The sequence below is a fragment of the Lacihabitans lacunae genome, from assembly GCF_042649125.1.
In the GTDB taxonomy this organism is placed as follows: domain Bacteria; phylum Bacteroidota; class Bacteroidia; order Cytophagales; family Spirosomataceae; genus Leadbetterella; species Leadbetterella lacunae.
Window position 1 is genome coordinate 2,123,508 of record NZ_JBHRYQ010000001.1, and the last position, 24,798, is coordinate 2,148,305.

Consider the following 24,798-nt stretch of genomic DNA (forward strand, 5'->3'; position numbering starts at 1 on the left):
CAAATAAAAGATATAGCGGAAAGCCCGGTTTCTTTGTTTTTTTTTGAGAAAAACAAAGAAAATCGCCCAAATAAAAACTTGCTAAACACGAAAAAAGGCCATCCTTCGAAAAGAATGGCCTTTTGAAATTAAAGCAAATAAGGCTTAATTGGTTCTTATAGTAATTATTTTCTGATTTGAAATCAATCCGTTAGAAGTTGTAATATCGCCTGCAATTTGTAAAGTAGCTTTTGCGGTCGAAGGGGCAGTTACATTAAAAACTGCGACCATGTTTCTTAAATCTGCATTGTAGGTAGGTTTAGCTACCTCGTTTGCTACCTTGGTCAAAGGCACAAATGTACCCGTAGTGCCTGGTCTGCTATACAAATTAAACTCCTTAATAGGCTCTTCGGAGATGTACTCGATAGTGACCGCCACCGTGGCTCCCGGATTTACCGTGACCGTGGTGGGAGGCTGAGAAGTAGCCGTGGTACGAACTGGACCTGTCCACATGAGGGCAATATTGGCAGTGCGACCCATACTTGTTAACAAGCCTGGCACTACCTCGTCTTGGGTGTAGCAAGACATTTGGCTTAAAGCCACGCCTGCTAACAACACAAGGTGTAAGGTGTATTTTTTTATTTTTATTAAATTCATCTGTATCAATATTTTATAAGATTAAAACAACCACATTTTGTCAGTTAAGTTCTTAAAGTTTTTCTGAGCTACTGCTGAGTTCCTAGCAGTTTCAGAGGATGGGTAACGCATTCTTTGAATCCATTTGCCGTTAAGATCTACATTGTGCTGCTCAGGCAATGACAAACTAAAATAGTCATATCTGCGGTAGTCTGTCCAGATATCGCCGATTAAAAACATCGCCACAAACTTTTGATTTAGGATATTTTCTAATTTCAGCTTTTCGGCTTTCACTGCTACGGCTTCTTTGGCAAGAAATGCCGCCTTTGCTGTAGCCGAAACCCCTAGTTTGCTCATGCTAGCGTCTATCATGGCTATGTATGCATCGTATGCTTTTGCGGTAGAACCCACAGAAGTTTTGGTACCACCGTTTAGTATAAAGTTAGCTTCTGCTTCTATGGCTTTTGCTTCAGCAAATGTAGACATTTGAATAGGTGAGTTTACGTTTGAGTACCAACCTGCTGTAGTGAAGTCTACCGTAGCACCTGAGCCTCTACCAGGCAAAACACCCGCATATACCGTCTGATTCTTACGTAAAGTGGCCATAATTGGCAGACGTGGATCAGCTAAATCGTTCATTTTAGAAACCAAGGTATTACTAAACGTGACTGTAAGGTTCCCCGTATTGTTTGCCAACGCCACACGGCTGTACCATGGACTTAGGTTTCTAGAATTATACATCAATTGGAAATCATCTGCATTACTCGTAAAACCTTTGCTCAATGCCGCAAGGGCATCTGTAGCTGCCTTTGTAGGGTTTTTAGCCGATTGATGCATGGCATATCTGGCTTTCAACGTATAGGCAAGTTTGGTCCATTTGGTCAAATCACCACCATATATCAGGTCATCGGTAGTTGGTTTTGAGCCTGTGTTTTTTGCTAAGTCAGCTATTCCCGCATCTAGCAAAGTATTTATTTGGCCATAGATAGATTCTTGTGAATCATAATTTGGGGCAAAGTTTAACTTATCTGCTTCAGTAAAAGGAATATTTTCCCAGTTTACAGTTGCTATGCCTAAATTATACGCTAACAGTACTTTGGCAATACCACCATACGCAGGGGATGCTTGTGCATCGCTTTTCTTTATTAGCGTATTGAGATTTGGCAATACGTTCAAATAAAAATTTGACCATCCGCCGCTATTGTCAGTCTCAGCTTGAGCGTCAATGCCGTTTTGACCAACATTACTTCCAATTTGCTGAATATATTGACACGTAATGTACGCCTGCGAATAGCTCAATTCACTGGTATAAAACTGGGCCGTGGGCAATATCTCGGCCATGGTTACATCGCTTTTTAGTATTGGATTTACATTGATATCCAAGTACTTTTCGCAACTGCTCATGCCTAGCAGTAAGCTTAGGCCAAGCATTGTTTTTAGTGTTTTCTTAAATCTATATTTCATAAAATCTCTAAATTAAAGTGTGATATTTACTCCAAACTGATAGCTTTTGGTCATTGGCGTGGTATTACCTACAAAGCCAATGATGTTAGAACCAGAACCAAACGAAAGCGACTCAGGGTCATAACCACGGAATGGTGTATTTACCCAAAGATTATTAGCTGTTAGGCTAAATCTGATACCACCTTTAAATGGTGTTTTAGCTGCCAACTCTTTTGGAAGTGAATAGTTAAAGTTTACGTTTCTAAGTCTCAACCAAGAGCCGTCTTGCACAGTATAGCCTTTGTATCTATAAAACTGAGCCGAACTTCTGTAGAAGTTATCGTCTAAAAACACAAGGTTAGTGTTTGGCGAGAAAGAACCGTCTGCGGCTTTAACTACACCATCAAAAATCACTCGTTCATAACGCTGACCAGTTAAAGCCGTTATACCGTTTCTTACTGAGTTATTTTCAGAATTATCGGCTACATCGCCTCCATGTCTTTGTTCTAATAAAAACGAGAACGACATATTCTTATAGCTAAATGTGTTTGTTAAACCTCCCAACCAATCTGGCATTGCATTTCCAGCCAACACTGTTTTAGAGAAATCTACGTTCGGGAATCCGTTTGAGCCAATTAGCACTTGGCCGTCAGGAGCTCTTTGGTAATCGTAGGCATACAAATCTCCCAATCTGCTACCTTCTTGCACCCTAAGTTGCACACCGCCGTTGTCATAATATACAATCTCTTGTAACTCTTTCGGCATCTCTATAACAGTTCCACGCTGTTTTGACCAGTTTAAACTAGCCTCCCAACCAAACTTCTTGTTTTTAATAATTTTACCCGTAATCAATAGCTCAACACCTTTGTTACGAATAAGACCAATATTAGTAAAGTATCTCGAATAGCCTGAACCATTGCTCACAGGAGCATTAACAATTTGATCTTTCGAATCCATGGTATAGTACGTGGCATCTATCAATATTCTGTTTTTCAAAAGTCTCAGTTCGGTACCAATCTCTTTCGAGGTAGTTCTTTCTGGCTTTAGGTTGGGATCTGCCGTGGTAGAAACTCGGTTATATCCCGGCACTGTGCCTCCATAAGGGAAGTTATCAACCACATTGTAGTAAGACCCCGTTACGTAAGGCGATGTACCTTTACCTACTTGTGCCCACGAAGCTCTGATTTTACCAAAAGTCAAGAAGTTAGTCTTTGGAAGTAACTCTGTAAAAATAAAACCAAGGTTAGCTGAAGGATAGAAAAACGAATTGTTTTGAACAGGAAGTGTTGAAACTTTATCGTTTCTACCGGTTAGGTTTAAGTAAATCATATCCTTATAGTTCAGTTTTGCATCAGCAAAAACACTCACAATACGGTAATGCTCAGGAGAATAAGGTCTGTTTGTGACATTTCGATAACTGCTTATATTTCTATCAAAAGGAGCTTTCCAACCTTCGCCACGCTCAAAATAGCTATCGGGAGACTGACTATCAACAATAGAGTTACCAAACATAAACGAACCGCTAAAATCTTCATTGAAGGTTTTTTGTGCGGTCAAATAAAGGTTAGAGTTAACTTCTCTAAAATTCAAATATTCGTTTACTAAAAAACCTTTAACCTGGGTACCTACGTCAAATGTGCTGTCTACTTGACGGCTGCGGGTTTCTTTGTAGGTATCTAAGGTAACCTGATACTTAGCAGTTAACCAAGATGTTAAATCGTAGCTCAGGTTAATATCACCGATAAAACGGTTGTTATTATCTACCCTCGCACTTTTAGCCATCAAATATTTGGGATTATCCACTACTCCTAGTGTAATGTTATTTTGAGAACCATCGGCTTTGATGTAGTCATTTACATCATAAGAGTTTGGCCAATACGATAGTGAACTATAGATTGACTTGTCGCCTGATGGGGGTCTATTTCCGCCAGAGTTAACATAGTTTAAGGTTGTTCCTACTTTAAACTTAGAGGTTACATTATAATTAACCGCCGCCTTGGCTGAATTACGCGAAAAATCAGAAAAAGGCACGATACCTTTTTGGTAGTTTCTTCCCAAAGAGAAATACACACTGTATTTGTCAGTTCCTTTCGTAAGTGTAATGTTATTGTTGTTTCTTAGACCATTTTGATAAAAAGTTCGGAAGTTATCATATACTTTGTCATTTGAACCTTCAACTAAAGGACCAAACGACCTAAAGATACTACGTGTTGTAGGGTCATTTTCAGCAATAAACTCTCCGTTTCTACCTTGAATAAAACGATCTTGAATATACGGTGATTTGCCCAATTGGTCTAAACCTATGCTTGAAGATATTGAAACACCCAATTTTCCTGACTTTGCCCTTTTTGTGGTAATAATAATAGCTCCGTTAGAAGCCCTAAGACCATAAAGAGCGGTAGCTGCTGGTCCTTTAAGAACCGAAAGCGACTCAATATCATCGGGGTTTATATCTGCACCTCTGTTGGTGTTAGAAAACTGCTCGCTAGCCCCTGGTGAGTTAGAACCCGCACTTGGAAGTGGATTTCCGGCCACAGTATTGTTACTGATAATGATACCGTCAACTACGAAAAGCGGCTGATTACTAGAACCACTACTCAAAGATGTGATACCTCTAAGAATGATGTTTGTACCACCACCTGGAGCACCACCTGAGCTCGTAATAATAGCACCTGCAATTTTACCTTGCATGGCATTAATCACATTTGGCTCGCCCGAATTTTTAATACTTTCGGCTTTTAGTTCTTGTACCGCATATCCCAATGCTTTTTTCTCTTGTGTAATACCTAAGGCAGTAACCACCACTTCGTCTAAAGAAGATGTAGCACTATTCATTACCACATTTAGAATTGTTTGTCCATTGAGTTTTATGGTTTGGCTTTCCATTCCAATAAAACTAAAAGTAAGTGTAGCACCGTTTTCTACAGAAATAGCATAAAAGCCTTCTGCGTTTGAGGTTGTACCTATGGAGGTTCCTTTTACAGAAACACTCACTCCGGGCACGGCCTGTCCGTCATCTGATGAAGTAATTTTACCTTTAACATTTATTTTTTGACCAAAAGCAAGTATGCTTAGCATCATAAATGGAAAAAATAAAACCTTTTGTAGATTTTTTTTCATAAAAAACATAATCTGTTTAAAGTGTTTGACTAAGTGATAAATATAGGCACAAATTGACTTTCTAAAATAAATTAATAAATAATTAATTTCATTTTATTCATAATATTTATAATTCTGTTTATTAAAATTCCCCTTAAGCAATTGTTAAAAAACATTTTAAACTCAAAATAAATCCATAAAACATTTAGATTAAATGAGCGAAATCACAAAAAAGAGGATAACTAAATAAAAAATAAAGCGATTATGTGGTTTACTTTATCGATTTTTGGAAACAAATAGTTTTATTTGAGTTTATATTCATCAATATTTTATGATAAAAGATATATTTAGAAAGAAGCAAATTGGTCAAATTCTCATAGAGTCTGAGAGCAGCAAAAACAGCCTTAACAAAATACTTACCCTTAGAGACCTCACTTTTTTTGGTATAGCGGCAATCATTGGTGCCGGAATTTTTAGTACCATCGGTCGAGCAAGTTTTAATGGCGGACCTGCCGTTTCTCTGCTTTTTGTATTTACTGCTATCGCATGCGTTTTTACTGCATTGAGCTATGCACAGTTTGCATCTACAGTTCCTGTGAGTGGAAGTGCCTACACTTATGCATACGTGTCTTTTGGTGAGCTTTTCGCTTGGATAATAGGCTGGGCCTTAATATTAGAATATGCGGTTTCAAACATGGTAGTGGCCATTTCGTGGTCCGAATACTTCGTCAGTATGTTGCAAAACGTTTTTCATGTCCATTTTCCAAGGTATTTAGCTATAGATCACGGAACAGCCAAAACTGCATTTGAGCAAGTAACAAATGCTGTAGCAGCTGGCACCACCTCTAGTTTGCCTTCAAATACATTTGAACTAGCCAAAATCTATGAGATAGCACCTATGATTGGTGATTTAAAAATTATATTTAATCTTCCGGCAGGCATAATAACTACACTTGTAACTGCACTTATCTATATCGGGATAAAAGAGTCTAAAAACGCAACCAACATATTGGTATACATCAAAATGGGAGTAATACTTTTGGTAATAGTGGGAGGCGTATTTTATGTAAAAACAGACAACTGGGTTCCATTTGCACCTAACGGCATGAACGGCGTAATGCTCAGCGTGGCCTCCGTTTTCTTTGCATTTATTGGTTTTGACTCTATTTCTACCACTGCCGAGGAATGCGTAGACCCGCAGCGAGATCTACCAAGAGCCATGATATATTGCTTAGTCATTTGTACTATTCTGTATATCGTTATTTCGCTTGTATTGACTGGCATGGTGAGTTATAAAGAACTTGGTGTTAATGATCCGCTAGCTTATGTTTTCGAAAAATTAGAAATAAACTGGATGGCAGGTATCATTTCAGTAAGTGCCGTTATTGCTATCACAAGTGCACTTTTGGCATACCAATTGGGACAGCCGAGAATCTGGATGGTTATGAGTAGAGATGGTCTTTTACCAAAAAAATTCTCTAGCGTACATCCAAAATATAAGACTCCTGCTTTTGCTACAATTATTACTGGACTTTTGGTAGGTATTCCTTCATTGTTTATGAATATGCAGTTTTTTATAGACTTAACTAGTGTCGGTACTTTCTTCGCGTTTATATTGGTTTGTGCGGGTATCTTGTTCATGGATTACAAAGGATTGAGCAAAGAAAGCAAATTCAAAGTGCCTTATTTAAACGGAAAATATATCATCGGCACATTATTTATATTAGCCGCAGTTTGGGTACAATATAGCTTTGGTTTTGATACGCTTCTTGCTGAAAAACCACTTCTTGGAGTTTTCTGGTCTGCTTGGCTTATACTTTCTATTCTTGGTTTCAAATATAACTTCTCAATAATTCCTGTTTTGGGTATTTTAACTAACCTGTATTTGATGTCAGAACTAGGCTGGACAAACTGGCGTATGTTCTTAATTTGGTTAGCAATAGGAATGGTAATTTACATTTCTTATGGCCATAAAAACAGCAAACTCAACCTACCTAAATTATAAAACCCAAATGGCGGAATTTAAACGAGAATTTAAACTTTTTGATGCCGTCATGCTTGTAGCGGGCTCAATGATTGGCTCTGGAATCTTTGTAGTAAGTGCCGATGTAGCCCGACAAGTTGGCTCCACAGGCTGGCTTTTAGTGTCCTGGTTAGTGGCTGGAGGTATCACCATGGTAGCCGCCTTGTGTTATGGAGAACTCACCGCCATGTTTCCTCAAGCAGGAGGCCAATACGTATTTCTATCAAAAGCATACTCAAAACTAGTGGGCTTTTTATACGGCTGGTCGTTTTTTGCGGTTATTCAAACAGGCACTATAGCTGCCGTAGCAGTGGCATTTGCCAAGTATACGGGTGTTTTAATGCCAAAAATCATCAACGATAACATCACTTTTTTTACATTAGGAGATACTTCATTTAAACTAACCTCTCAGAGACTTTTGGCCATAGGTAGCATATTGTTACTTACTTGGGTAAATACTCGAGGAGTAAAAGAAGGGAAAATACTTCAGAATATTTTCAGCAGTACCAAATTATTGGCTATCGCGTTAATTATCATCATCGGCTTGTTTTTAGGAGCAAATATGGAAGTGGTCAAAATGAACTTCTCGCACCTTTTTGAAGGAGAGCAGCTCACTAAAATCGGCGACGTATGGAACAAAGTACCACTATCAGGAATTGGAATAATTTTGGCCATCGGCGTTACACAGGTAGGTACGCTCTTCTCAAGCGATGCTTGGAATGGACTAACATTTGCGGGTGACGAAGTAGTAGAACCGCACAAGACTATACCAAGAGGAATGGCTATCGGTACATTATTGGTTACCGTGCTTTACCTTTTAGTCAACATTACGTATTTATGTATTCTCCCATTAAAAGGATCCCCAGATGGTATAGACGCTTTTAGTAGAGGAATCCAGTTTGCTTCAGAAGACCGAGTGGCAGCAGCAGCCGCAACTGTGCTGGGTGGCGAGCAGTTCTCTATTGTGGTAGCTATTTTGATTATGATTTCTACTTTTGGCTGTAATAACGGCCTGATACTTTCGGGTGCAAGGGTATATTATCAAATGGCCAAAGACGGCATATTTTTCAAAAGTTTCTCTACTTTAAATTCAAACGGTGTACCTAAAACCGCACTTTGGTGGCAAGGGATTTGGGCGAGTTTTTTGTGTTTGACAGGTAAATATGGCGATTTACTAGACTTCTTGATGGGAGTCGTTATCTTGTTTTATGTATTTACAATTTTGGGTGTTTTTGTTTTAAGAAAAAAAATGCCCGATCAACCAAGACCTATCAAAGCTCCACTTTATCCGATATTGCCTTTGATATATATAGTGGTAGCCTCAGCTTTGGTTGTAATTTTAATTATAGAAAAACCGCAATTCACTTTCCCAGGATTGGGAATAGTGGCACTCGGAGTGCCGGTGTATTATGCATTTAAAAGAACTGCGAAATAGAAATAATCTTCCTATTGAAATTTCAGAAAACAGATGCTCACGTATCTGTTTTTTTTGTTTAAACTATTATTAAGTTCAAAAACACAAGGTTTCACATTTTTCAATAAAACTTTAATTCTATTTTTAATTTATATTATTATGTCAAAATTCATTTTAAACGTATATTTATGCAAATTCCTTTGTTCAAAAAAGTAAAAAAATGCATAAAATTTATCTACTTGCCCTACTAACCTTTGTTTTCTCTTGCACTACAAAAGAAGTAAAAAAAGATGTATTTGTACCCGTAACAGTAGATACAAAACCCACTATAGATACAGATACAATACCCGTAAAGGCTGTTGCTGAGTATGGTCAACTAAGCATAGTTAATAATAAAATAGTAGACAAAAATGGCAAACCTGTTCAACTTAGAGGAATGTCATTATTTTGGTCGCAATGGATAGGAAAATATTACAATGCAGACGTAGTAAATTGGCTAAAAAAAGATTGGCAATGTAATGTGATACGTGCAGCTATGGCCATAGAAAGCGGTGGATATCTGGAAAACAAGGCAGTGGAAAAAGCAAAAATATATACCGTGATAGACGCTGCCATAAAAGAAGGCATTTACGTAATTGTGGATTGGCATGATCACAATGGCGAAAAACACCTTGAAGCAGCGAAAGCATTTTTTAGCGAGGTGGCACAAAAATATAAAGATGTTCCTAATATTATTTATGAACCGTATAACGAACCCTTAAATGTTTCATGGACAAGTGTATTAAAACCCTACCATGAAGCCGTAATAGCGGAAATTAGAAAACATGACCCCGATAATCTAATCATCTGTGGAACTAGAAACTGGTCGCAAAATGTAAATGATGTCATTAATAATAAAATCGCTGACCCAAATGTGGCCTATACGCTACATTACTATTCGGCTACCCACAAACAAAACCTTAGGGATATAGCCAAGGCTGCAATAAACGCTGGAGTACCCCTATTTGTAACAGAATACGGAGTTTCTGAAGCCTCTGGAGATGGTTCAATAGATACTGAAGAAGCAGCCAAATGGTGGGCTTTTTTAGATGAGAATGGAATTTCTCATTGCAATTGGTCCATAGCCGATAAATCAGAACTGTCAGCAGCCCTAAAACCAAACGCAAATCAAAATGGCAGTTGGGCTCTCAGCGACCTAAGCACCTCAGGATTGATGGTAAGAAAAGAAATTCGAGCGAAGAATTAAATGAAATATTAAAAGCGAAATTTTCTACACGAATAGTTATTTCGCGTTTTTAAATTTATCATAAAAAAAAATTATAGTGCTGCAAATCAAGTTAAAGAAGTAACAGTTTTGCGTTCAAAATCATATTAAAGAATTGCAGTTTTCTTCTATTTCCTTATCAAACAAATTAATATTAAGAAGGTTGTTTTAGTATTGAATTAATGGTAAAAAAAACAAACACCGTAGACCATTTTTTGTAAAAAAACTAGAAGCATGTATGGCTCGAGTATCCAGCTTTAGCAAACAAAAAATTACAAAAAAACTCCACTAATGATTGGAAAAAGCGATTTGAAAAATCGCTCTACTCTCTTCTTTACTCCACTCTTACTAAATAAATAAGTTCTATCAGCTGAAAATCATCATAGCTTAAAACGCTCCAAGCGAAATAATCCCAATACCCACAGATCCAAACTAGGCATGTGTAGGCCAAAATATTACATTAACGGGTACAAACGCCCCAGCAGGCTACATCTACAAATGGTACGTACTCAAAGACGAAGCAGCAAAAGAAACCTTTAGGCAAAACTCCGCTTCGGTAAATCTTTTTGAAACCGCCGGTCATCTGTTTAACACATACCTTACTCCAACTATAACCGTCACCGGACCTGGAACGTATTATTTGCAGTGCATTAGCCCCAACAACTGGAAAAATTCCGTGAGGGAGTTTAAGGTGGCCAATTTGATACTACCAACTGTGTGGCAGAAGCCCAAGTAAACGCCAAACCCTGCAATAACTACGGTGAAGTGGCATGCGGAGCACCGGTAGACGTACACCTGCCCGACATACAAGCGGCCGGAGTTAGCCTAGCCCCGGGCGACAAATTTACGGCAGGAGACTACACCGTAGTAATAACCGAAATAAGCTCAGGTGACCCAAGTGGCTACATAGGCACCGGTTATGTAGAGATGCGACTGGTAGCCGAAATAGTAGCCAAAAAAATAGCCGTAGACTTCACAAATCTAGTAGTAAACACCTGCTACGAAATGGCAGCAGGAGATGTGGTTACGCAGTATGATCCGAATTGGGGTAGGATTTTGGATGTGGATTTGGTTATTGCTGACGCTTTAACCGCTTATGAAAAAGTATCCAATATATTGGGAGATTTATTTTCAGCTTTAAATGGCACTTGTGCAGAAATAATTAAAATAGAGAAAGAAATTAATAATTTAGAAACAGCTTTTGCTTTAGATCCTACTCAAAGTAATGATGTATCAACATCAATAGCAGAATTAAAAGCTTCCCCCAATCATTAAAAGCTTGTGCAAGCTGTGGAAGTTCATATATAAATCAAAATACATCATCTGGAAGAATAAGTGCAACTCAAAATTGTAATTCTATTTTTAAAACCTGCGAAGAAAAGAAGGCGGTATTTGATCAATTAACTATTTTGAATTCAACATTTATTGCTAATATTACATGCGAGAAGCTTACCAAAATTTTAGTTATACCTTGTTCACAAACAGATAATGATAATTGTGTCTTAAAAGGAGAAGTAAGGGTTAATATTTCAAAGAAATACCGACCCGATATATTAAAATGTGCATTTTGGCTTGAAGATGGACAATGAATTGTTTGGACAGATACAGGTTCTAAGTTATTCAACGTTCCAATTGGAGATAATTATGATGAAGAACCAATTTCATTTGATAAAGCCGCAAGGTATAATATTGCAAATAATTTATACCTTAACTATCCAAATATAGGTAGTAGACATGCTTGGTACAGTTGGGCTGATAAAATTACTAAACCGAGCCCACACCGTCAAATCGAGCGGAGACTAGATTCATTGGCGATTAAAGTACCGCAGCTCTAGACTAACGCTCGAGCAGACAAGATTGCCAAACCGAGCCCACACCCTCAAATCGAGCGGAGGCCCTTGTCAAATCGAACGGAGACGAGATTAATTAACGATTCAAGTACCAAAAACTCTCGACTACTACTTGCTTCGAAAAAGATTCAGTATAACCTATAAACAAGCACTAAATGGGAACCAAACTTAAACAGCGATTTAAAAAATCGCTTTACATTTTAGGCACAAAAAAACTCACCATTTCTGCTGAGAATTTTGACCTTAATAAACTACCTGCCACTTACTGGAATGCCACACCACTGATACACCAGCACGTTACTCTCCTGGATTTAGCTCAAAATATAACTTTTAAAATCCCTACCCAGCGAATAAAAAAATCGCAGTAGTTTTTGGGCACAAAAAAACCCCAACATTTCTGTTGAGGTCTTTGTTCTTCAATAAATAACTGGCATCTACCTACTCTCCCGGGTTTGATCCAAGTACCATCGGCGGTGCGGGGCTTAACTGCTCTGTTCGAAATGGGAAGAGGTGTTCACCCGCCCTATTGACACCATGAAGGTCTTCAATAGTTTCTAAATTTCTTTAGAAGCTTTTAATATTTTTGACATTGCTCTGTACTACAATTGCTTGTAACACATTGCCAATAGAAAAGACTGAAAATTAAAAAAGTGAGAGTTTATCGGTTCATTAGTACTACTCGGCTGCATACATTACTGCACTTTCACCTGTAGCCTATCTACGTCGTCGTCTCCAACGTTCCTCTATGGAAGTCTCATCTTGAGGTGGGTTTCACACTTAGATGCTTTCAGCGTTTATCCCGTCCATACTTAGCTACTCTGCCGTGCCCTTGGCAAGACAACAGATACACCAGCGGTATGTCCAATTCGGTCCTCTCGTACTAAAATCAGAGCCCCTCAAACTTCCCACGCCCACCACAGATAGGGACCGAACTGTCTCACGACGTTCTGAACCCAGCTCGCGTGCCACTTTAATCGGCGAACAGCCGAACCCTTGGGACCTTCTCCAGCCCCAGGATGTGACGAGCCGACATCGAGGTGCCAAACCTCCCCGTCGATATGAGCTCTTGGGGGAGATCAGCCTGTTATCCCCGGAGTACCTTTTATCCTTTGAGCGATGGCCCTTCCATGCAGAACCACCGGATCACTATACCCATGTTTCCATCCTGCTCGACTTGTAGGTCTCACAGTCAAGCTCCCTTTTGCTATTGCACTCAACGCACGGTTACCAAGCGTGCTGAGGGAACCTTTGGAAGCCTCCGTTACTCTTTTGGAGGCGACCACCCCAGTCAAACTACCCACCAAGCGATGTCCCCCGTTCGGGGTTAGGAACCAGATATTCAAAGGGTGGTATTTCAACGTTGACTAAACTACGCCTGGCGACGCAGCATCGAAGTCTCCCACCTATCCTACACATCAAATATCCAGTCACAACGCTAAGCTATAGTAAAGGTTCACGGGGTCTTTCCGTCCCGTGGCGGGTAGACGGCATCTTCACCGTCACTACAATTTCGCCGAGCTCACGGCTGAGACAGTGCCCAGATCGTTACACCATTCGTGCAGGTCGGAACTTACCCGACAAGGAATTTCGCTACCTTAGGACCGTTATAGTTACGGCCGCCGTTTACTGGGGCTTCGATTCAATGCTTCTCTTGCGATGACATCCCCTCTTAACCTTCCAGCACCGGGCAGGTGTCAGGCCATATACGTCGACATTAATCTTCGCATAGCCATGTGTTTTTGTTAAACAGTCGCCTGGGCCATTTCTCTGCGACCAACATTGCTGCTGGTTCCCTTTATCCCGAAGTTACAGGGTTAATTTGCCTAGTTCCTTAGCCGTGATTCACTCGAGCACCTTAGGCTTCTCGCCTCGACTACCTGTGTCGGTTTGCGGTACGGTCAGTATATACCTATTCTTATTGGCTTTTCTTGGAACCTTATCCCCTCATTCGACTTGTCCGAAGACGCATCTCAACGCAGAATTCCGTCTCTACGTATGAAGCTTTAAAATCCGTCCCCACTTCGAAGTATACACTGGTTCAGTAATATTAAACTGATTCCCATCGGCTTCTGCTCTCGCATTATCCTTAGGGGCCGACTAACCCTCCGTTGATTGACGTAGCGGAGGAATCCTTAGTCTTTCGGTGTGAATGGTTCTCACATTCATTATCGCTACTTATTCCTACATTTGCTTTTCTGTACGCTCCAACACTCCTCAAGGAATATCTTCGCTGCATACAGAATGCTCCCCTACCCAAAGTATTGCTACTTTGACTATGCTTCGGTATTATACTTTATGCCCGCTTATTATCGATGCCCGCCCCGCTCGACCAGTGAGCTGTTACGCACTCTTTAAATGATTGCTGCTTCCAAGCAAACATCCTGGCTGTCTCGGCAGTCAGACTTCCTTTGTTCAACTTAGTATAAATTTAGAGACCTTAGCAGTAGTTCTGGGTTCTTTCCCTCTTGGACTCGGACCTTAGCACCCGAGCCCTCACTGCCGGCTATATCTTATCGCATTCGGAGTTCGTCTGAATTTGGTAGGATGTGACTCCCCCGCATCCAATCGGTAGCTCTACCTCGATAAGACTCAACGCCGACGCTGTACCTAAATACATTTCGGGGAGTACGAGCTATTTCCCAGTTTGATTAGCCTTTCACCCCTACCCACAGTTCATCCGAACACTTTTCAACGTATACCGGTGCGGTCCTCCAGTTGGTCTTACCCAACCTTCAACCTGACCATGGGTAGATCACTAGGTTTCGCGTCTACTCCATCGAACTACTCGCCCTATTCAGACTCGCTTTCGCTTCGGCTACGTTCCTTAAAAACTTAACCTCGCTCGATAAAGTAACTCGTAGGATCATTATGCAAAAGGCACGCCGTCACTACACAAAGTAGCTCCGACCGCTTGTAGGCGTACAGTTTCAGGTTCTATTTCACCCGGGTACTCCCCGTGCTTTTCACCTTTCCTTCACAGTACTAGTTCACTATCGGTGTCTCAGGAGTATTTAGCCTTGGCAGATGGTGCTGCCGAATTCAGAGGGGATTTCACCGGTCCCCACCTACTCAGGATACTGCTCGTCCTAGATTCTTTACGTTTACATGACTCTCACATTCTACGGTCAGGTTTCCCATCCTGTTCAACTTAAAATCTATTTCTAAATGCAGTCCTATAACCCCTAACATGCCGTAACATGCTAGGTTTGGGCTGGTCCGTGTTCGCTCGCCACTACTTACGGAATCACTCTTGTTTTCTTCTCCTATGGGTACTTAGATGTTTCAGTTCCCCACGTTCGCCTTTATACTTAGTATAAATTCTCATCCTTCAGATGAGAGGGTTGCCCCATTCGGAAATCTTTGGATTAACGGTTGTGTGCACCTCCCCAAAGCTTATCGCAGCTTATCACGTCCTTCTTCGCCTCTGAGACCCTAGGCATCCTCTGTACGCCCTTATCTAACTCTCGTTATTTCTTTTCTCAGTCTTTTCCATCATGTCAATGTACGTTCCTCTAGTTCGTTGTATTCCTACAAAACCACTAAAATTGTGATATAATATCGCTACTATACCAACATAACTTGTCGGTGGGAATATAAACTCTCCATTATACCTTTTTTTAGTCTTCAAGACCCTTCCTTTGTTTATTTCATCAATCTTGCGACCGATTATCTCTAAAAAGGAGGTGTTCCAGCCACACCTTCCGGTACGGCTACCTTGTTACGACTTAGCCCCAGTCGCTAGTTCTACCCTAACGAAGTCTTTTACCTTCCGCTTCAGGTCTACCCAACTCCCATGGCTTGACGGGCGGTGTGTACAAGGTCCGGGAACGTATTCACCGCATCATGGCTGATATGCGATTACTAGCGATTCCAGCTTCATAGGGTCGAGTTGCAGACCCCAATCCGAACTGTGATTGGCTTTTTGTGATTCGCTTACTATTGCTAGCTCGCTGCACTCTGTACCAACCATTGTAGCACGTGTGTCGCCCTAGGCGTAAGGGCCATGATGACCTGACGTCGTCCCCTCCTTCCTCTCTACTTGCGTAGGCAGTCTTGCCTGAGTCCCCAGCATAACCTGATGGCAACAGACAATAGGGGTTGCGTTCGTTGCGGGACTTAACCCAACACCTCACGGCACGAACTGACGACGGCCATGCAGCACCTTGTTTCGCGTCATTGCTGACTTATCCATCTCTGAATAATTCGCTCACATTCTAGCCTAGGTAAGGTTCCTCGCGTATCATCGAATTAAACCACATGCTCCACCGCTTGTGCGGACCCCCGTCAATTCCTTTGAGTTTCACCGTTGCCGGCGTACTCCCCAGGTGGATTACTTATCGGTTTCCCTTGGTCACTGAGTCCGAAAACCCAACAACTAGTAATCATCGTTTACGGCGTGGACTACCAGGGTATCTAATCCTGTTTGATCCCCACGCTTTCGTGCATCAGCGTCAGTATATTTGTAGCAACCTGCCTTCGCAATTGGTATTCCTTCCGGTATCTATGCATTTCACCGCTACACCGGAAATTCTAGCTGCCTCCAAATAACTCAAGCTCAACAGTATCGGTGGCATGTAAAATCGTTAAGCGACTACCTTTAACCACCGACTTACTAAGCCGCCTACGCACCCTTTAAACCCAATAAATCCGGATAACGCTCGCCACCTACGTATTACCGCGGCTGCTGGCACGTAGTTAGCCGTGGCTTATTCTAATGGTACCGTCATTACCCCTCGCAAGGAGCACATTCTTCCCATTCAAAAGCAGTTTACAATCCAGAGGACCGTCTTCCTGCACGCGGCATGGCTGGGTCAGAGTTGCCTCCATTGCCCAATATTCCCTACTGCTGCCTCCCGTAGGAGTCTGGCCCGTATCTCAGTGCCAGTGTGGGGGTTACTCCTCTCAGAGCCCCTAAGGATCGTCGCCTTGGTGTGCCGTTACCACTCCAACTAGCTAATCCTACGCATGCCCATCTGTATCCAATAAATCTTTCAAATAAAAATGATGCCATTCCTATTATTATGCGGTATTAATCCCAGTTTCCTAGGGCTATCCCCCTGATACAGGTAGGTTGCATACGCGTTACGCACCCGTTCGCCGGTCCTATTGCTAGGCCCTCGACTTGCATGTATTAAGCCTGCCGCTAGCGTTCATCCTGAGCCAGGATCAAACTCTCCATAGTAAATTACTTTAATACGAAAAGATCTCCTAACTTAAATTCTTAGTATAATTTCTTTGTTTATATCCCCAACAAGTTAATGAACTTTATTCCACTCTATATCGTGAACTTGTGCTATCTAATAGCTCCTTATTTTTTCCCTATCTCTCAACCGGGGTGCAAAGGTAATAACCTTTTTTTACATTCCAAATTTTAAGAGAAAAAAATTTAAGAATTATTATGAACTTTATTTCCCTCTTTCCGCTTTAACTCCAAGGCCTCTGCCGTTTTGGGAGTGCAAAGATACCACTTACTTTTCCGCATTTCCAAATTATACTTGCATATCTTTTTTACCCCTTTTATTAAACTTACTTAACCCCAATTACTTACATTTTTAAATACTTCATATCTCTATAAACCTTCTTTATTTAATCCTATTCTTTAACTCGCCACTTTTTATAAAATTCTTGCCTTTTTAATCCAAAATAGCGTTCTCCTACCTTTTTGGCCTTGATATTTTAACTTCAAACTTTTTTGAAAGTATTTTCTCTAACCATAAAAATAATTATACGTGAGAGCTTTTGCTCTTTCTTTTATTCATAATGCCAAATTCCAAAAATATAAGAGCCTTTTGTATTTCAAAAAACTCGAACAAACTAAAAATCTTGGTTTATATATAACTGAAATTAATATCCATATTTTAAGATATCCTTGATTTGTGACTCTCTAAATTATAATAGCTAATTAATAGATCTTGGAGAAGGAAATTTAGCTTCAACTTATTTTGCAAAAAACTAATATATATAGGTAAGGCAAATTCGATATATAGGTTAGTATTTTCATTGCCTCTCTTAAACTCCTACATATATATAAGGTCTATCTTTCTATTCTGTATTTATACAATCAATAATTCTTTAAAAGGTAACTAATCTGAAAACAAAAAAGACAGACCCAAAAGTCTGCCTTAAAAACCATGTATGATTTAGGGGATTTATTTCTTATATAAATAAACAGATGAAGCAGCGGCAAGACTTTGGTTCATTTTGGGGGCCATGTCGCCATTGGCTGTAATGTTTGTGTATGACAATATTCTACCTCCGCCATTACCAGCTTCTGCTATATAGACTGTTTTGGTTTCTCCATCGTAAGCTACATCTACAGGATTGCCCAAGTTAGACATAGGGCCACTTACTCTAATCATATCTTTTGCGGCTATTGTTCCACTATTTGAAACTGAATTGAATTTTGATTTAAAACCTGTGATAACCTGAAAGCCTCCGTCTGATTGGGTATTTGTGGCGTCACCTATATCGGTTAACACCATTGTGTCTGTACTCGCGTCATAATCTAAGCCATGCGTTCTAACTATTCCTTCAATCGCTACTTTTTTAGATGTAGTCAACGTCATATTTGAGGTATTACTTAAGAAGTTGGTGTAAACCCCAAGTTTATTGTCAGCATCTGCTACTGCATAAAGGTCATTGCCTATAAATGTGATACCCCAAAGCTTAATATCTGTTGTGATTACATTTCTTAAAGAAAAACTATTTCCATTTCTTTGGTAAATAAATAGCCTTCCGTCTGGCGTAGCGGTGTTTTTGTCTACATCGGCATTGTCTGCAACTACATAGAAGTTTCCACTGACGGCCATTTCTCTTGGACTTTCCATGTCTTTTGATCCGTCAATATCTAAGGCTACGTTTAAAATGCCTCCTAAATTAACTGAAGATGTAACTTTAAAACCTTCAATACCCTTAGATGAACGAGAAACTTGAAGGAGTGTGCCTGTACTTCCATCAAAATAGACACCGTCTGCAGCAGTAGAACTGGTGGCAAATGTGGTGGTCATCATATTTGAGCTTTTTAGATCATATGCCGAAATATCGCCGTTGGAATTATTAGTAGCATATAATACCGCTGACTGGGAAGGGGTAACCATGGATTCCATGGAATCGGTTTTTTCACATGCTGAAAATGCCAATGCTGTGGCGGCTAGGAAAAATAGTCTTGCGTGTTTTTTCATTTTTTAGCGAATTAATGTTTGTCAATTTTTTAACTTGAAACATCTACGCTTTTGAAAAAGAAAAAGATTGAAGAGTTTTAAAAAAAATGAATTATTAAAAGAGAATTATGCTTCTATACATTGAAATTTCACTGTGGAGACCTTAATGTCCATTTCTATTTTGTTTCGAAATGGTCACTTCTTGAGAATAGGTATTGTTTTTCCTGTTGCTTTCTTTATATTTTTTTTCTGGATCTATTTCTATTTCCAATGTATACACCCCGTTTTTAAGGTTTTTGGGCAAATCTAAATATTGCCCTTCATAGAGCATACCGTAGGTATCATAACCTCCAACACTGATACCTTGATTGCCAGACTTACAATCGGCGAAGCTACCGAAGCCATAGTTTAATAGATTTTGAGAAGTATAAACTTGCCCTTGAACTTTGCAAAGACTGTCTACACCGTTACAAATACCATTATCAAACAAGCAATAACTTACTTTTGTACCTTCACAAATGATTTTGCGTTTATTGAAAAACGTCTTTTTTAGCAGCCTAAATTCTACCCATGAGTCTACATGGAAGTGATTATGCCCTGGTTTTGAATCATAATAATTTGAACCTGCTTCTACTAAAGTGCTTGTTATTTTTTGATTGTGTAACTCATAAACTTTTTGCGTTAACTTTTGTCTTGAATATTCTCCATTAGGGCAAACTATTGAACCTTCCACTTTTTGATCGCCGCAAAACCATTGATTATTTCCACTTACTTCTATCGGACCTGAACCAATGTTGGCAATGGTGGCGGCAAAACGCAGTTGACCCGGATATTCTTTGTCATCAAAGGCATATTCTTTTATTTGACTTTGAGTAAATCTTTCTAAAATAGCCAAATCAGGTAATAATACGCAATCAAAAGTGCCGTCTGGGCATTTGCATGCTGCTGGGTTGGTTTCACTGCATCCCGATTGTGCAGAGTTTGGATTAGGGTCTTTTTCGAACTGTAAAGAGAAATAATTTAAACTTCCGGTGTTCCCTTCTCTAAGATCGGCAATCAGGATTTTCCATTCGCCATTTGGGTTTTGTCCGTTATTTATAAATTCTAATCTGCCGTCTGGAATATATTCACCTGTAAAAGGATATTTACCTTGGTGAACAAAGCCTGAGAAACCATTTGAAGCAAAACAGGTATTAAAATAAAGAGTGGCACTTTCGTCGCCGTTTCTATTTGTTAGCCATACTCTGGTGCCATCTGGAGCAAGAATTTCTATTTTTAGATCGGAAATTTTTTCGTGATAAATATTGATGCAGACTTTTGACAGGCCGAATGTTGGGCTTAAGTTTTCTTTTACATTATTTACTTGTACTCTAAAAGTGTCGGTTCTGACGATACCATTGAAATCAGTAATGGCTCCACCTTGTGAAAAAATCACTTGAGAAAACGAGCAAAAAGGCAAGAAGAAAAAGAGAAATACAAATAGTTTCATAAAAAAAGTTTGTCTGAAAATCTAAATTAGAGATTTTCAGACAAACATACTATTCAAAAATCAGCCTTTTTGAAAATGATTCATACAAACCTCCTATTTTTAAAACCAATAATGTAGGAGAAGTTCTTTGGACTGTTAATTCAAAGCCATTTGAAGTTTGCTTATATACATAAAAAACCTCTCTACCGATAATGTCTCTTAACACTACAGTTGGGTTCTCAATATTGGTTTTTACGCTAATCGTTCTGTTTTGAATCGGATTTATGATTTCGACAAATTCATTGAATTCGTTAAACCTTTCAGAAACTATTTTAGAGTAATCTATTATGTTGTTTTTGCTAAGAAGTTTAAGTCTGTAATAGTTTACGCCATACTTTGGATTTAGATCAAAAGTAGAATAAGCAGCTTTATCGGCATCATAATTTACACTTTCTATGGTCTCAAAGCTTTTGGCATCAAAGGATTTTTGAACTTCAAAACTTTCAAAATCCAAAGCATCAGAGGTAAACCACGATAACTTAACCTTATCTTTCTGATTTTCAGCTTTAAAACTTTGCACTTTTATAGGAAATGCAGAATTAGCGGTATAAAAACAATCAACAGTGGCATTATAAGTCCCCGCGTTAGCACACTGAGAATCAGGACCATTTCCTGCAGTATTTACATCACAAAATTTAAGATTTGTTCCGAAATACTTACCACCACATTGAATGGTGGAAGTTCCAGCGGCTACATGTATCCAACCATTGGTACCTGAAATTTCTTTTGATATATTTAAGTTTCCCCCTTGTATATCGATACTGCCATTATTAACCATATTACCGGCGATATCAGCACCTCCAGTTTTAACAATAATGAATTTATTATTTGTCATGGGAAGTGCTTTATCCGTTACTTTAAGGTTATTTACCTCTATTAGACCATTGTTAATTAGACCTCCGTGGTTATAATATTCGGTATTTACTTTTAAATATGAATAGTTATTAACTTGTCCTTCTGCATTTTCCATCTTTGAAACATACATATTTCCATTATTTGTGACAGTGGCAGCATTTCCAATATTAAACAAAGAAGTATTTAAAGCATTTAAAGTTCCACCTGCTTCATTACTTAAAAGCATAGTTTGGCCGCCATTCTGAGAGAAGTTTATGGCGTTGGTAGTAGTGAAATTAAATGTTCCTCCTGATTTATTATTTAATATTAAAGTTCCTTGCCCCCCATTTAAGGAAGTATTAATAGTTCCATAATTGTTTATAGTCCAACCTGAATTGGCACTTAGGCCGTCCCACTGTAAGGTAACACCCGTAGCTACGCAAATGGTACCATTGCCACCATTGATAGTAGGATTTGTCAAATTTGAAGTAATACACAAAGTTTCTCCAGTGTTCACAGTAAAACTGGTCCCTGGGCCTCCACTATATGTATATGTACAAGAAGTACATTGACCAAATGAATTTTCACTAAGAATTAGTAATATTCCGAATATGAGTAATATTTTCTTCATTTTATGCGATATTTTATGGTGTATACTTATTTCCTCCAAAGTCAGACAAAGAGCCTGTTTTGAGTGTGAGATTATTTACACTTCCTAGCTTTTTAAGTTTCGGTTTTGTGTATTTTTTTTTGCTTGGGGCATCTTGATTTTTCATACGGAAACATTTTTATTAAAGTATATCTTGGTAAAACCTCCAAGTATTTGAATGTCAGACAAATAAACAATGAAAATTTTATTAAATAGTTATACAATTTAAATGCCAAAAAGTTTACTTCAGACACCAAATAAATAAAATATTTATAAAAAAAAGAAAAAAAAACAAAAGTATAATATGCTAATATCCAATAGATTATAGCAAAACATACCCATTTAATAATTTTATTTGGAATATTCTAAAATAATTATGTCAAAAATAAATTAAATATAAAACACCTGTTGGAAATAATCCATATTTTGGAAAACATTCCAAAATATAAATAAAAATCCTTTTTGTGGACTTTTCCCGAACGATAAAAAGAAGAAAAAAAGTATGTTATTTTTAGATAAAACAAGAAATAGAATTAGGGAACAAAAAGAAGAATATCACTAGAATTACCATTCCGTAAAAAAAATAAAGATTGAAGGATTTGATTGTAATGATCAGATTTATATCTAAGTGAAGCAAATGTCAAAATATTAGAGGCTACATCAAACTCCACTTTTTTGATTTGTTGGTGGCTCCATTTTTTCTCATTGGTGTAATATGGAATCATCCAATCTAAGGCACTTTTAATGCTCTTTTCGTTTTCAGTTTGATAGCTCCATAGGTCTACACCTAGGTTTTCGGCCAATCTGGCGATAGTCATAAAGCCCAGCAGGTTCATGTTTGCGTAATTCCACGATGCGGTTCTTGCCAATTCGTGTGGTTGACTTCCGTCTTTTTCTAGTTGTGTTTCTAATCTTTTCTTACTGATTTCTATTTGCGATTTTGCCAGCGAATTATTCCCCACAAAAAGAGCATAATCTATCACTTGAACGTCATAATAGGTACCATGGTTGTTGTGTTCGTCGGATTCGTCTATACCAATTGGACTGGTAATTAGCCAGTTTAAGTATTCTGAAAACCATTTTTTCAATAAAACATCGTCATTGTTTGACCAAAACTTTGAACCTTTGATTAAAATAGAAGCATCAATGGCTTTGGTGAAATTTCTAGATTCAATAATTCCTATACCCCTACCGGTGTTAATTCCGGGAATGCCTTGACCAAAATTCAAATTCGGATTCTGCCTCGTATTTTCATCTAAAAACCATGTTTTTAATAATTTGGCTGCATGTGAAGCATATTTATCTTTCTCCGAAAAATAATAAGCTAATGCTAAAATTTGGGCGTCGTCTATCATGTAATCCATATAGTCAGTATCTGTAATGGTATGATATTCTGGGTTTACCTGTCCATCTTTTCTGATATAGGGTAGCCCATTTGCTTTGGTGGTGTCTGGCCACCAATATGGCCCAATACTCATGTAGTCGTGCTTATCTCCGCTTGGAGGAACTTGGTTCTTGTCCATCACCGAATACACCTTATTTTCAGCCAAAAGTTTATCTGCTTTTTTAATCAAATCATTGTATTGAACAGATAAATCAGCTGAAATTGCGTTTTTAATGGCTATCAAATGATTACCATCTAACTCAATGGTTTGTGGAATTTGGGCAAAAGAATCGCTTTTTTGAATTATAAAAAATAATAAAAGGACAATTACTTTTGAATAAAAACTACACTTTGTTTTCATTATTGCTTCAACGATTTACTTCTTAACAGTGCTTCTAAATAATAATAATCTGCATATACGATAGGTACATTTATTTCATGATTGCCGGGCAAATGCCCGGTACTGTTGTCTAAAAGAAAGCCGCCTTTTGTACCTATTTTGCACCAATGTTTGGTATCAATATTTTTTAATATCAGCTCCGCTACGTTTCTATATTTTTTACTATTGAGAGTTGTAAACGTACTCAACTCAAACAGTGCTGAAGCCGTTATTGCGGCTGCTGAAACGTCTTTGGGGGCATTCGGGATTTTGGGATCATTGTAGTCCCAATACGGAATAAGGTCTTGGGGCAATGCCGGATTGTTTAATATAAAATCTGCGATTCGTTCGGCATGCTGTAGGTATTTCATGTCGCCGGTTTCTCTGTAACACATACTATAGCCATACAAACCCCAGGCTTGCCCACGAGCCCAAGAAGACTCATGACTGTAGCCTTGGTGGGTGTTTTTTTGGAGCACCTCCCCGGTTTTAGGATTATAGTCTATCACATGATACGAGCTCCCGTCTGCCCTAAAATGATTTTTCATGGTGGTGTTTGCATGACTTACAGCCACTTTATAAAAAAGCGAATCGTTGGTTTCTTTAAACGCCCAAAACAACATTTCGAGGTTCATCATGTTATCGATGATTACCGGAAATACCCATTTGTCGGTGCTGTGATTCCACGATTTAAGTGACCCAACAACTGGCGAAAACCTAGAACAAAGCGTATATGAAGCTTGAATAATAATGTCTCTGTAAGCTTTATTGGGTGCTATTCGGTTTCCGTTTCCGAAACTGCAAAACAACTTAAAACCAAGGTCGTGGGTGGTACTGTCAAATTTCTCTTTTTCAATCGGAGCCGTAAATTCTATTGCTTTTTGTTTCCAAAATGGATTTTGCGTTAGCTCGTATGTATACCAGAGGTTTCCGGCATAAAAACCCGAAGTCCAGTCTTTTGAAGGAACCATAAAAAGTGTATCTTCTCTCATTGACCTCGGACTTACGCCTTTCGGGTTTCGTTTTTGAGATTTCTCTATTTCGGATAAGGAATACTTTAATTGACTTTCTATTTTACTTTCTAGTTTTTGGGCAAAGCCAAAACCTGAAGAAATCAGAATAAAGAGAAAAAAACAAACCGTTTTTTTAGACATTT

Annotated in this window: 14 protein-coding genes and 3 rRNA genes; 5 read left to right on the plus strand and 12 right to left on the minus strand. The window is 38.9% G+C overall.

What is annotated here, in order from left to right; genetic code table 11:
- Positions 1–144 precede the first annotated feature (144 nt).
- Genes ACFOOI_RS09260 through ACFOOI_RS09270 form a run of 3 tightly spaced genes read right to left on the minus strand, consistent with a single transcriptional unit; the run spans position 145 to position 5,178 of the window.
- On the minus strand, positions 145–636 hold the full coding sequence (locus tag ACFOOI_RS09260; protein ID WP_379837303.1) for a hypothetical protein: 492 nt from the start codon (positions 634–636) through the stop codon (positions 145–147).
- Between the two features lie 21 nt (positions 637–657).
- Positions 658–2,079 (minus strand): SusD/RagB family nutrient-binding outer membrane lipoprotein, encoded by a 1,422-nt coding sequence (locus ACFOOI_RS09265; RefSeq protein ID WP_379837304.1) that lies wholly within the window; start codon positions 2,077–2,079, stop codon positions 658–660.
- A 12-nt stretch (positions 2,080–2,091) separates the two neighbouring features.
- The gene (locus ACFOOI_RS09270) at positions 2,092–5,178 is read right to left on the minus strand and encodes a SusC/RagA family TonB-linked outer membrane protein (RefSeq protein WP_379837306.1); all 3,087 of its coding nucleotides are present in this window, start codon (positions 5,176–5,178) and stop codon (positions 2,092–2,094) included.
- Between the two features lie 310 nt (positions 5,179–5,488).
- Between ACFOOI_RS09270 and ACFOOI_RS09275 the strand changes: the two genes are divergently transcribed.
- From ACFOOI_RS09275 to ACFOOI_RS09295, 5 genes are all read left to right on the plus strand, one after another.
- Complete coding sequence (locus ACFOOI_RS09275; protein WP_379837308.1) at positions 5,489–7,162, plus strand: APC family permease; 1,674 nt, start codon at positions 5,489–5,491, stop codon at positions 7,160–7,162.
- Positions 7,122–8,615, plus strand: a complete 1,494-nt coding sequence (locus tag ACFOOI_RS09280) for an APC family permease (RefSeq protein ID WP_379837310.1) — start codon at positions 7,122–7,124, stop codon at positions 8,613–8,615. The genes ACFOOI_RS09275 and ACFOOI_RS09280 overlap by 41 nt, the downstream gene beginning before the upstream one ends.
- 199 nt (positions 8,616–8,814) lie before the next feature.
- Positions 8,815–9,840, plus strand: coding sequence for a glycoside hydrolase family 5 protein (locus ACFOOI_RS09285; RefSeq protein WP_379837312.1), 1,026 nt, complete (start codon positions 8,815–8,817; stop codon positions 9,838–9,840).
- A 735-nt stretch (positions 9,841–10,575) separates the two neighbouring features.
- The gene (locus ACFOOI_RS09290) at positions 10,576–11,133 is read left to right on the plus strand and encodes a hypothetical protein (protein ID WP_379837314.1); all 558 of its coding nucleotides are present in this window, start codon (positions 10,576–10,578) and stop codon (positions 11,131–11,133) included.
- A gap of 730 nt (positions 11,134–11,863) precedes the next feature.
- Positions 11,864–12,076 carry a hypothetical protein gene (locus ACFOOI_RS09295; protein WP_379837316.1) on the plus strand — a complete coding sequence of 71 codons (213 nt, stop codon included), beginning with the start codon at positions 11,864–11,866 and terminating at the stop codon, positions 12,074–12,076.
- A 57-nt stretch (positions 12,077–12,133) separates the two neighbouring features.
- On the opposite strand, the gene rrf is transcribed toward ACFOOI_RS09295, so the two are convergent.
- From rrf to ACFOOI_RS09340, 9 genes are all read right to left on the minus strand, one after another.
- Positions 12,134–12,245, minus strand: a 5S ribosomal RNA gene (rrf, locus tag ACFOOI_RS09300).
- 112 nt (positions 12,246–12,357) lie between these two features.
- A 23S ribosomal RNA gene (locus tag ACFOOI_RS09305) occupies positions 12,358–15,175 on the minus strand.
- A gap of 209 nt (positions 15,176–15,384) precedes the next feature.
- Positions 15,385–16,890: ribosomal RNA gene (locus ACFOOI_RS09310) — 16S ribosomal RNA — on the minus strand.
- The 16S, 23S and 5S rRNA genes sit together here, the layout of an rRNA operon.
- A 967-nt stretch (positions 16,891–17,857) precedes the next feature.
- Positions 17,858–18,889, minus strand: a complete 1,032-nt coding sequence (locus ACFOOI_RS09315) for a hypothetical protein (RefSeq protein WP_379837318.1) — start codon at positions 18,887–18,889, stop codon at positions 17,858–17,860.
- Positions 18,890–19,031: 142 nt separating this feature from the next.
- On the minus strand, positions 19,032–20,357 hold the full coding sequence (locus ACFOOI_RS09320; protein WP_379837320.1) for a lysyl oxidase family protein: 1,326 nt from the start codon (positions 20,355–20,357) through the stop codon (positions 19,032–19,034).
- A 49-nt stretch (positions 20,358–20,406) separates the two neighbouring features.
- Positions 20,407–21,861: a hypothetical protein gene (locus ACFOOI_RS09325; RefSeq protein WP_379837322.1), complete on the minus strand. Its 1,455-nt coding sequence runs from the start codon at positions 21,859–21,861 to the stop codon at positions 20,407–20,409.
- A 13-nt stretch (positions 21,862–21,874) separates the two neighbouring features.
- Positions 21,875–22,006 (minus strand): hypothetical protein, encoded by a 132-nt coding sequence (locus ACFOOI_RS09330; RefSeq protein ID WP_379837323.1) that lies wholly within the window; start codon positions 22,004–22,006, stop codon positions 21,875–21,877.
- Positions 22,007–22,412: 406 nt separating this feature from the next.
- Positions 22,413–23,624, minus strand: a complete 1,212-nt coding sequence (locus ACFOOI_RS09335; RefSeq protein WP_379837325.1) for an alginate lyase family protein — start codon at positions 23,622–23,624, stop codon at positions 22,413–22,415.
- Complete coding sequence (locus tag ACFOOI_RS09340; protein WP_379837327.1) at positions 23,624–24,796, minus strand: glucuronyl hydrolase; 1,173 nt, start codon at positions 24,794–24,796, stop codon at positions 23,624–23,626. Before ACFOOI_RS09340 ends, ACFOOI_RS09335 begins: the two co-directional genes overlap by 1 nt.
- Positions 24,797–24,798: the final 2 nt, after the last annotated feature.

Coding starts and splice junctions, on each gene's coding strand:
- ACFOOI_RS09260 (WP_379837303.1), bottom strand. CDS start 636: ATGAATTTAATAAAAATAAAAAAATACACCTTACACCTTGTGTTGTTA.
- ACFOOI_RS09265 (WP_379837304.1), bottom strand. CDS start 2,079: ATGAAATATAGATTTAAGAAAACACTAAAAACAATGCTTGGCCTAAGC.
- ACFOOI_RS09270 (WP_379837306.1), bottom strand. CDS start 5,178: ATGAAAAAAAATCTACAAAAGGTTTTATTTTTTCCATTTATGATGCTA.
- ACFOOI_RS09275 (WP_379837308.1), top strand. CDS start 5,489: ATGATAAAAGATATATTTAGAAAGAAGCAAATTGGTCAAATTCTCATA.
- ACFOOI_RS09280 (WP_379837310.1), top strand. CDS start 7,122: ATGGCCATAAAAACAGCAAACTCAACCTACCTAAATTATAAAACCCAA.
- ACFOOI_RS09285 (WP_379837312.1), top strand. CDS start 8,815: ATGCATAAAATTTATCTACTTGCCCTACTAACCTTTGTTTTCTCTTGC.
- ACFOOI_RS09295 (WP_379837316.1), top strand. CDS start 11,864: ATGGGAACCAAACTTAAACAGCGATTTAAAAAATCGCTTTACATTTTA.
- ACFOOI_RS09315 (WP_379837318.1), bottom strand. CDS start 18,889: ATGAAAAAACACGCAAGACTATTTTTCCTAGCCGCCACAGCATTGGCA.
- ACFOOI_RS09320 (WP_379837320.1), bottom strand. CDS start 20,357: ATGAAACTATTTGTATTTCTCTTTTTCTTCTTGCCTTTTTGCTCGTTT.
- ACFOOI_RS09325 (WP_379837322.1), bottom strand. CDS start 21,861: ATGAAGAAAATATTACTCATATTCGGAATATTACTAATTCTTAGTGAA.
- ACFOOI_RS09330 (WP_379837323.1), bottom strand. CDS start 22,006: ATGAAAAATCAAGATGCCCCAAGCAAAAAAAAATACACAAAACCGAAA.
- ACFOOI_RS09335 (WP_379837325.1), bottom strand. CDS start 23,624: ATGAAAACAAAGTGTAGTTTTTATTCAAAAGTAATTGTCCTTTTATTA.
- ACFOOI_RS09340 (WP_379837327.1), bottom strand. CDS start 24,796: ATGTCTAAAAAAACGGTTTGTTTTTTTCTCTTTATTCTGATTTCTTCA.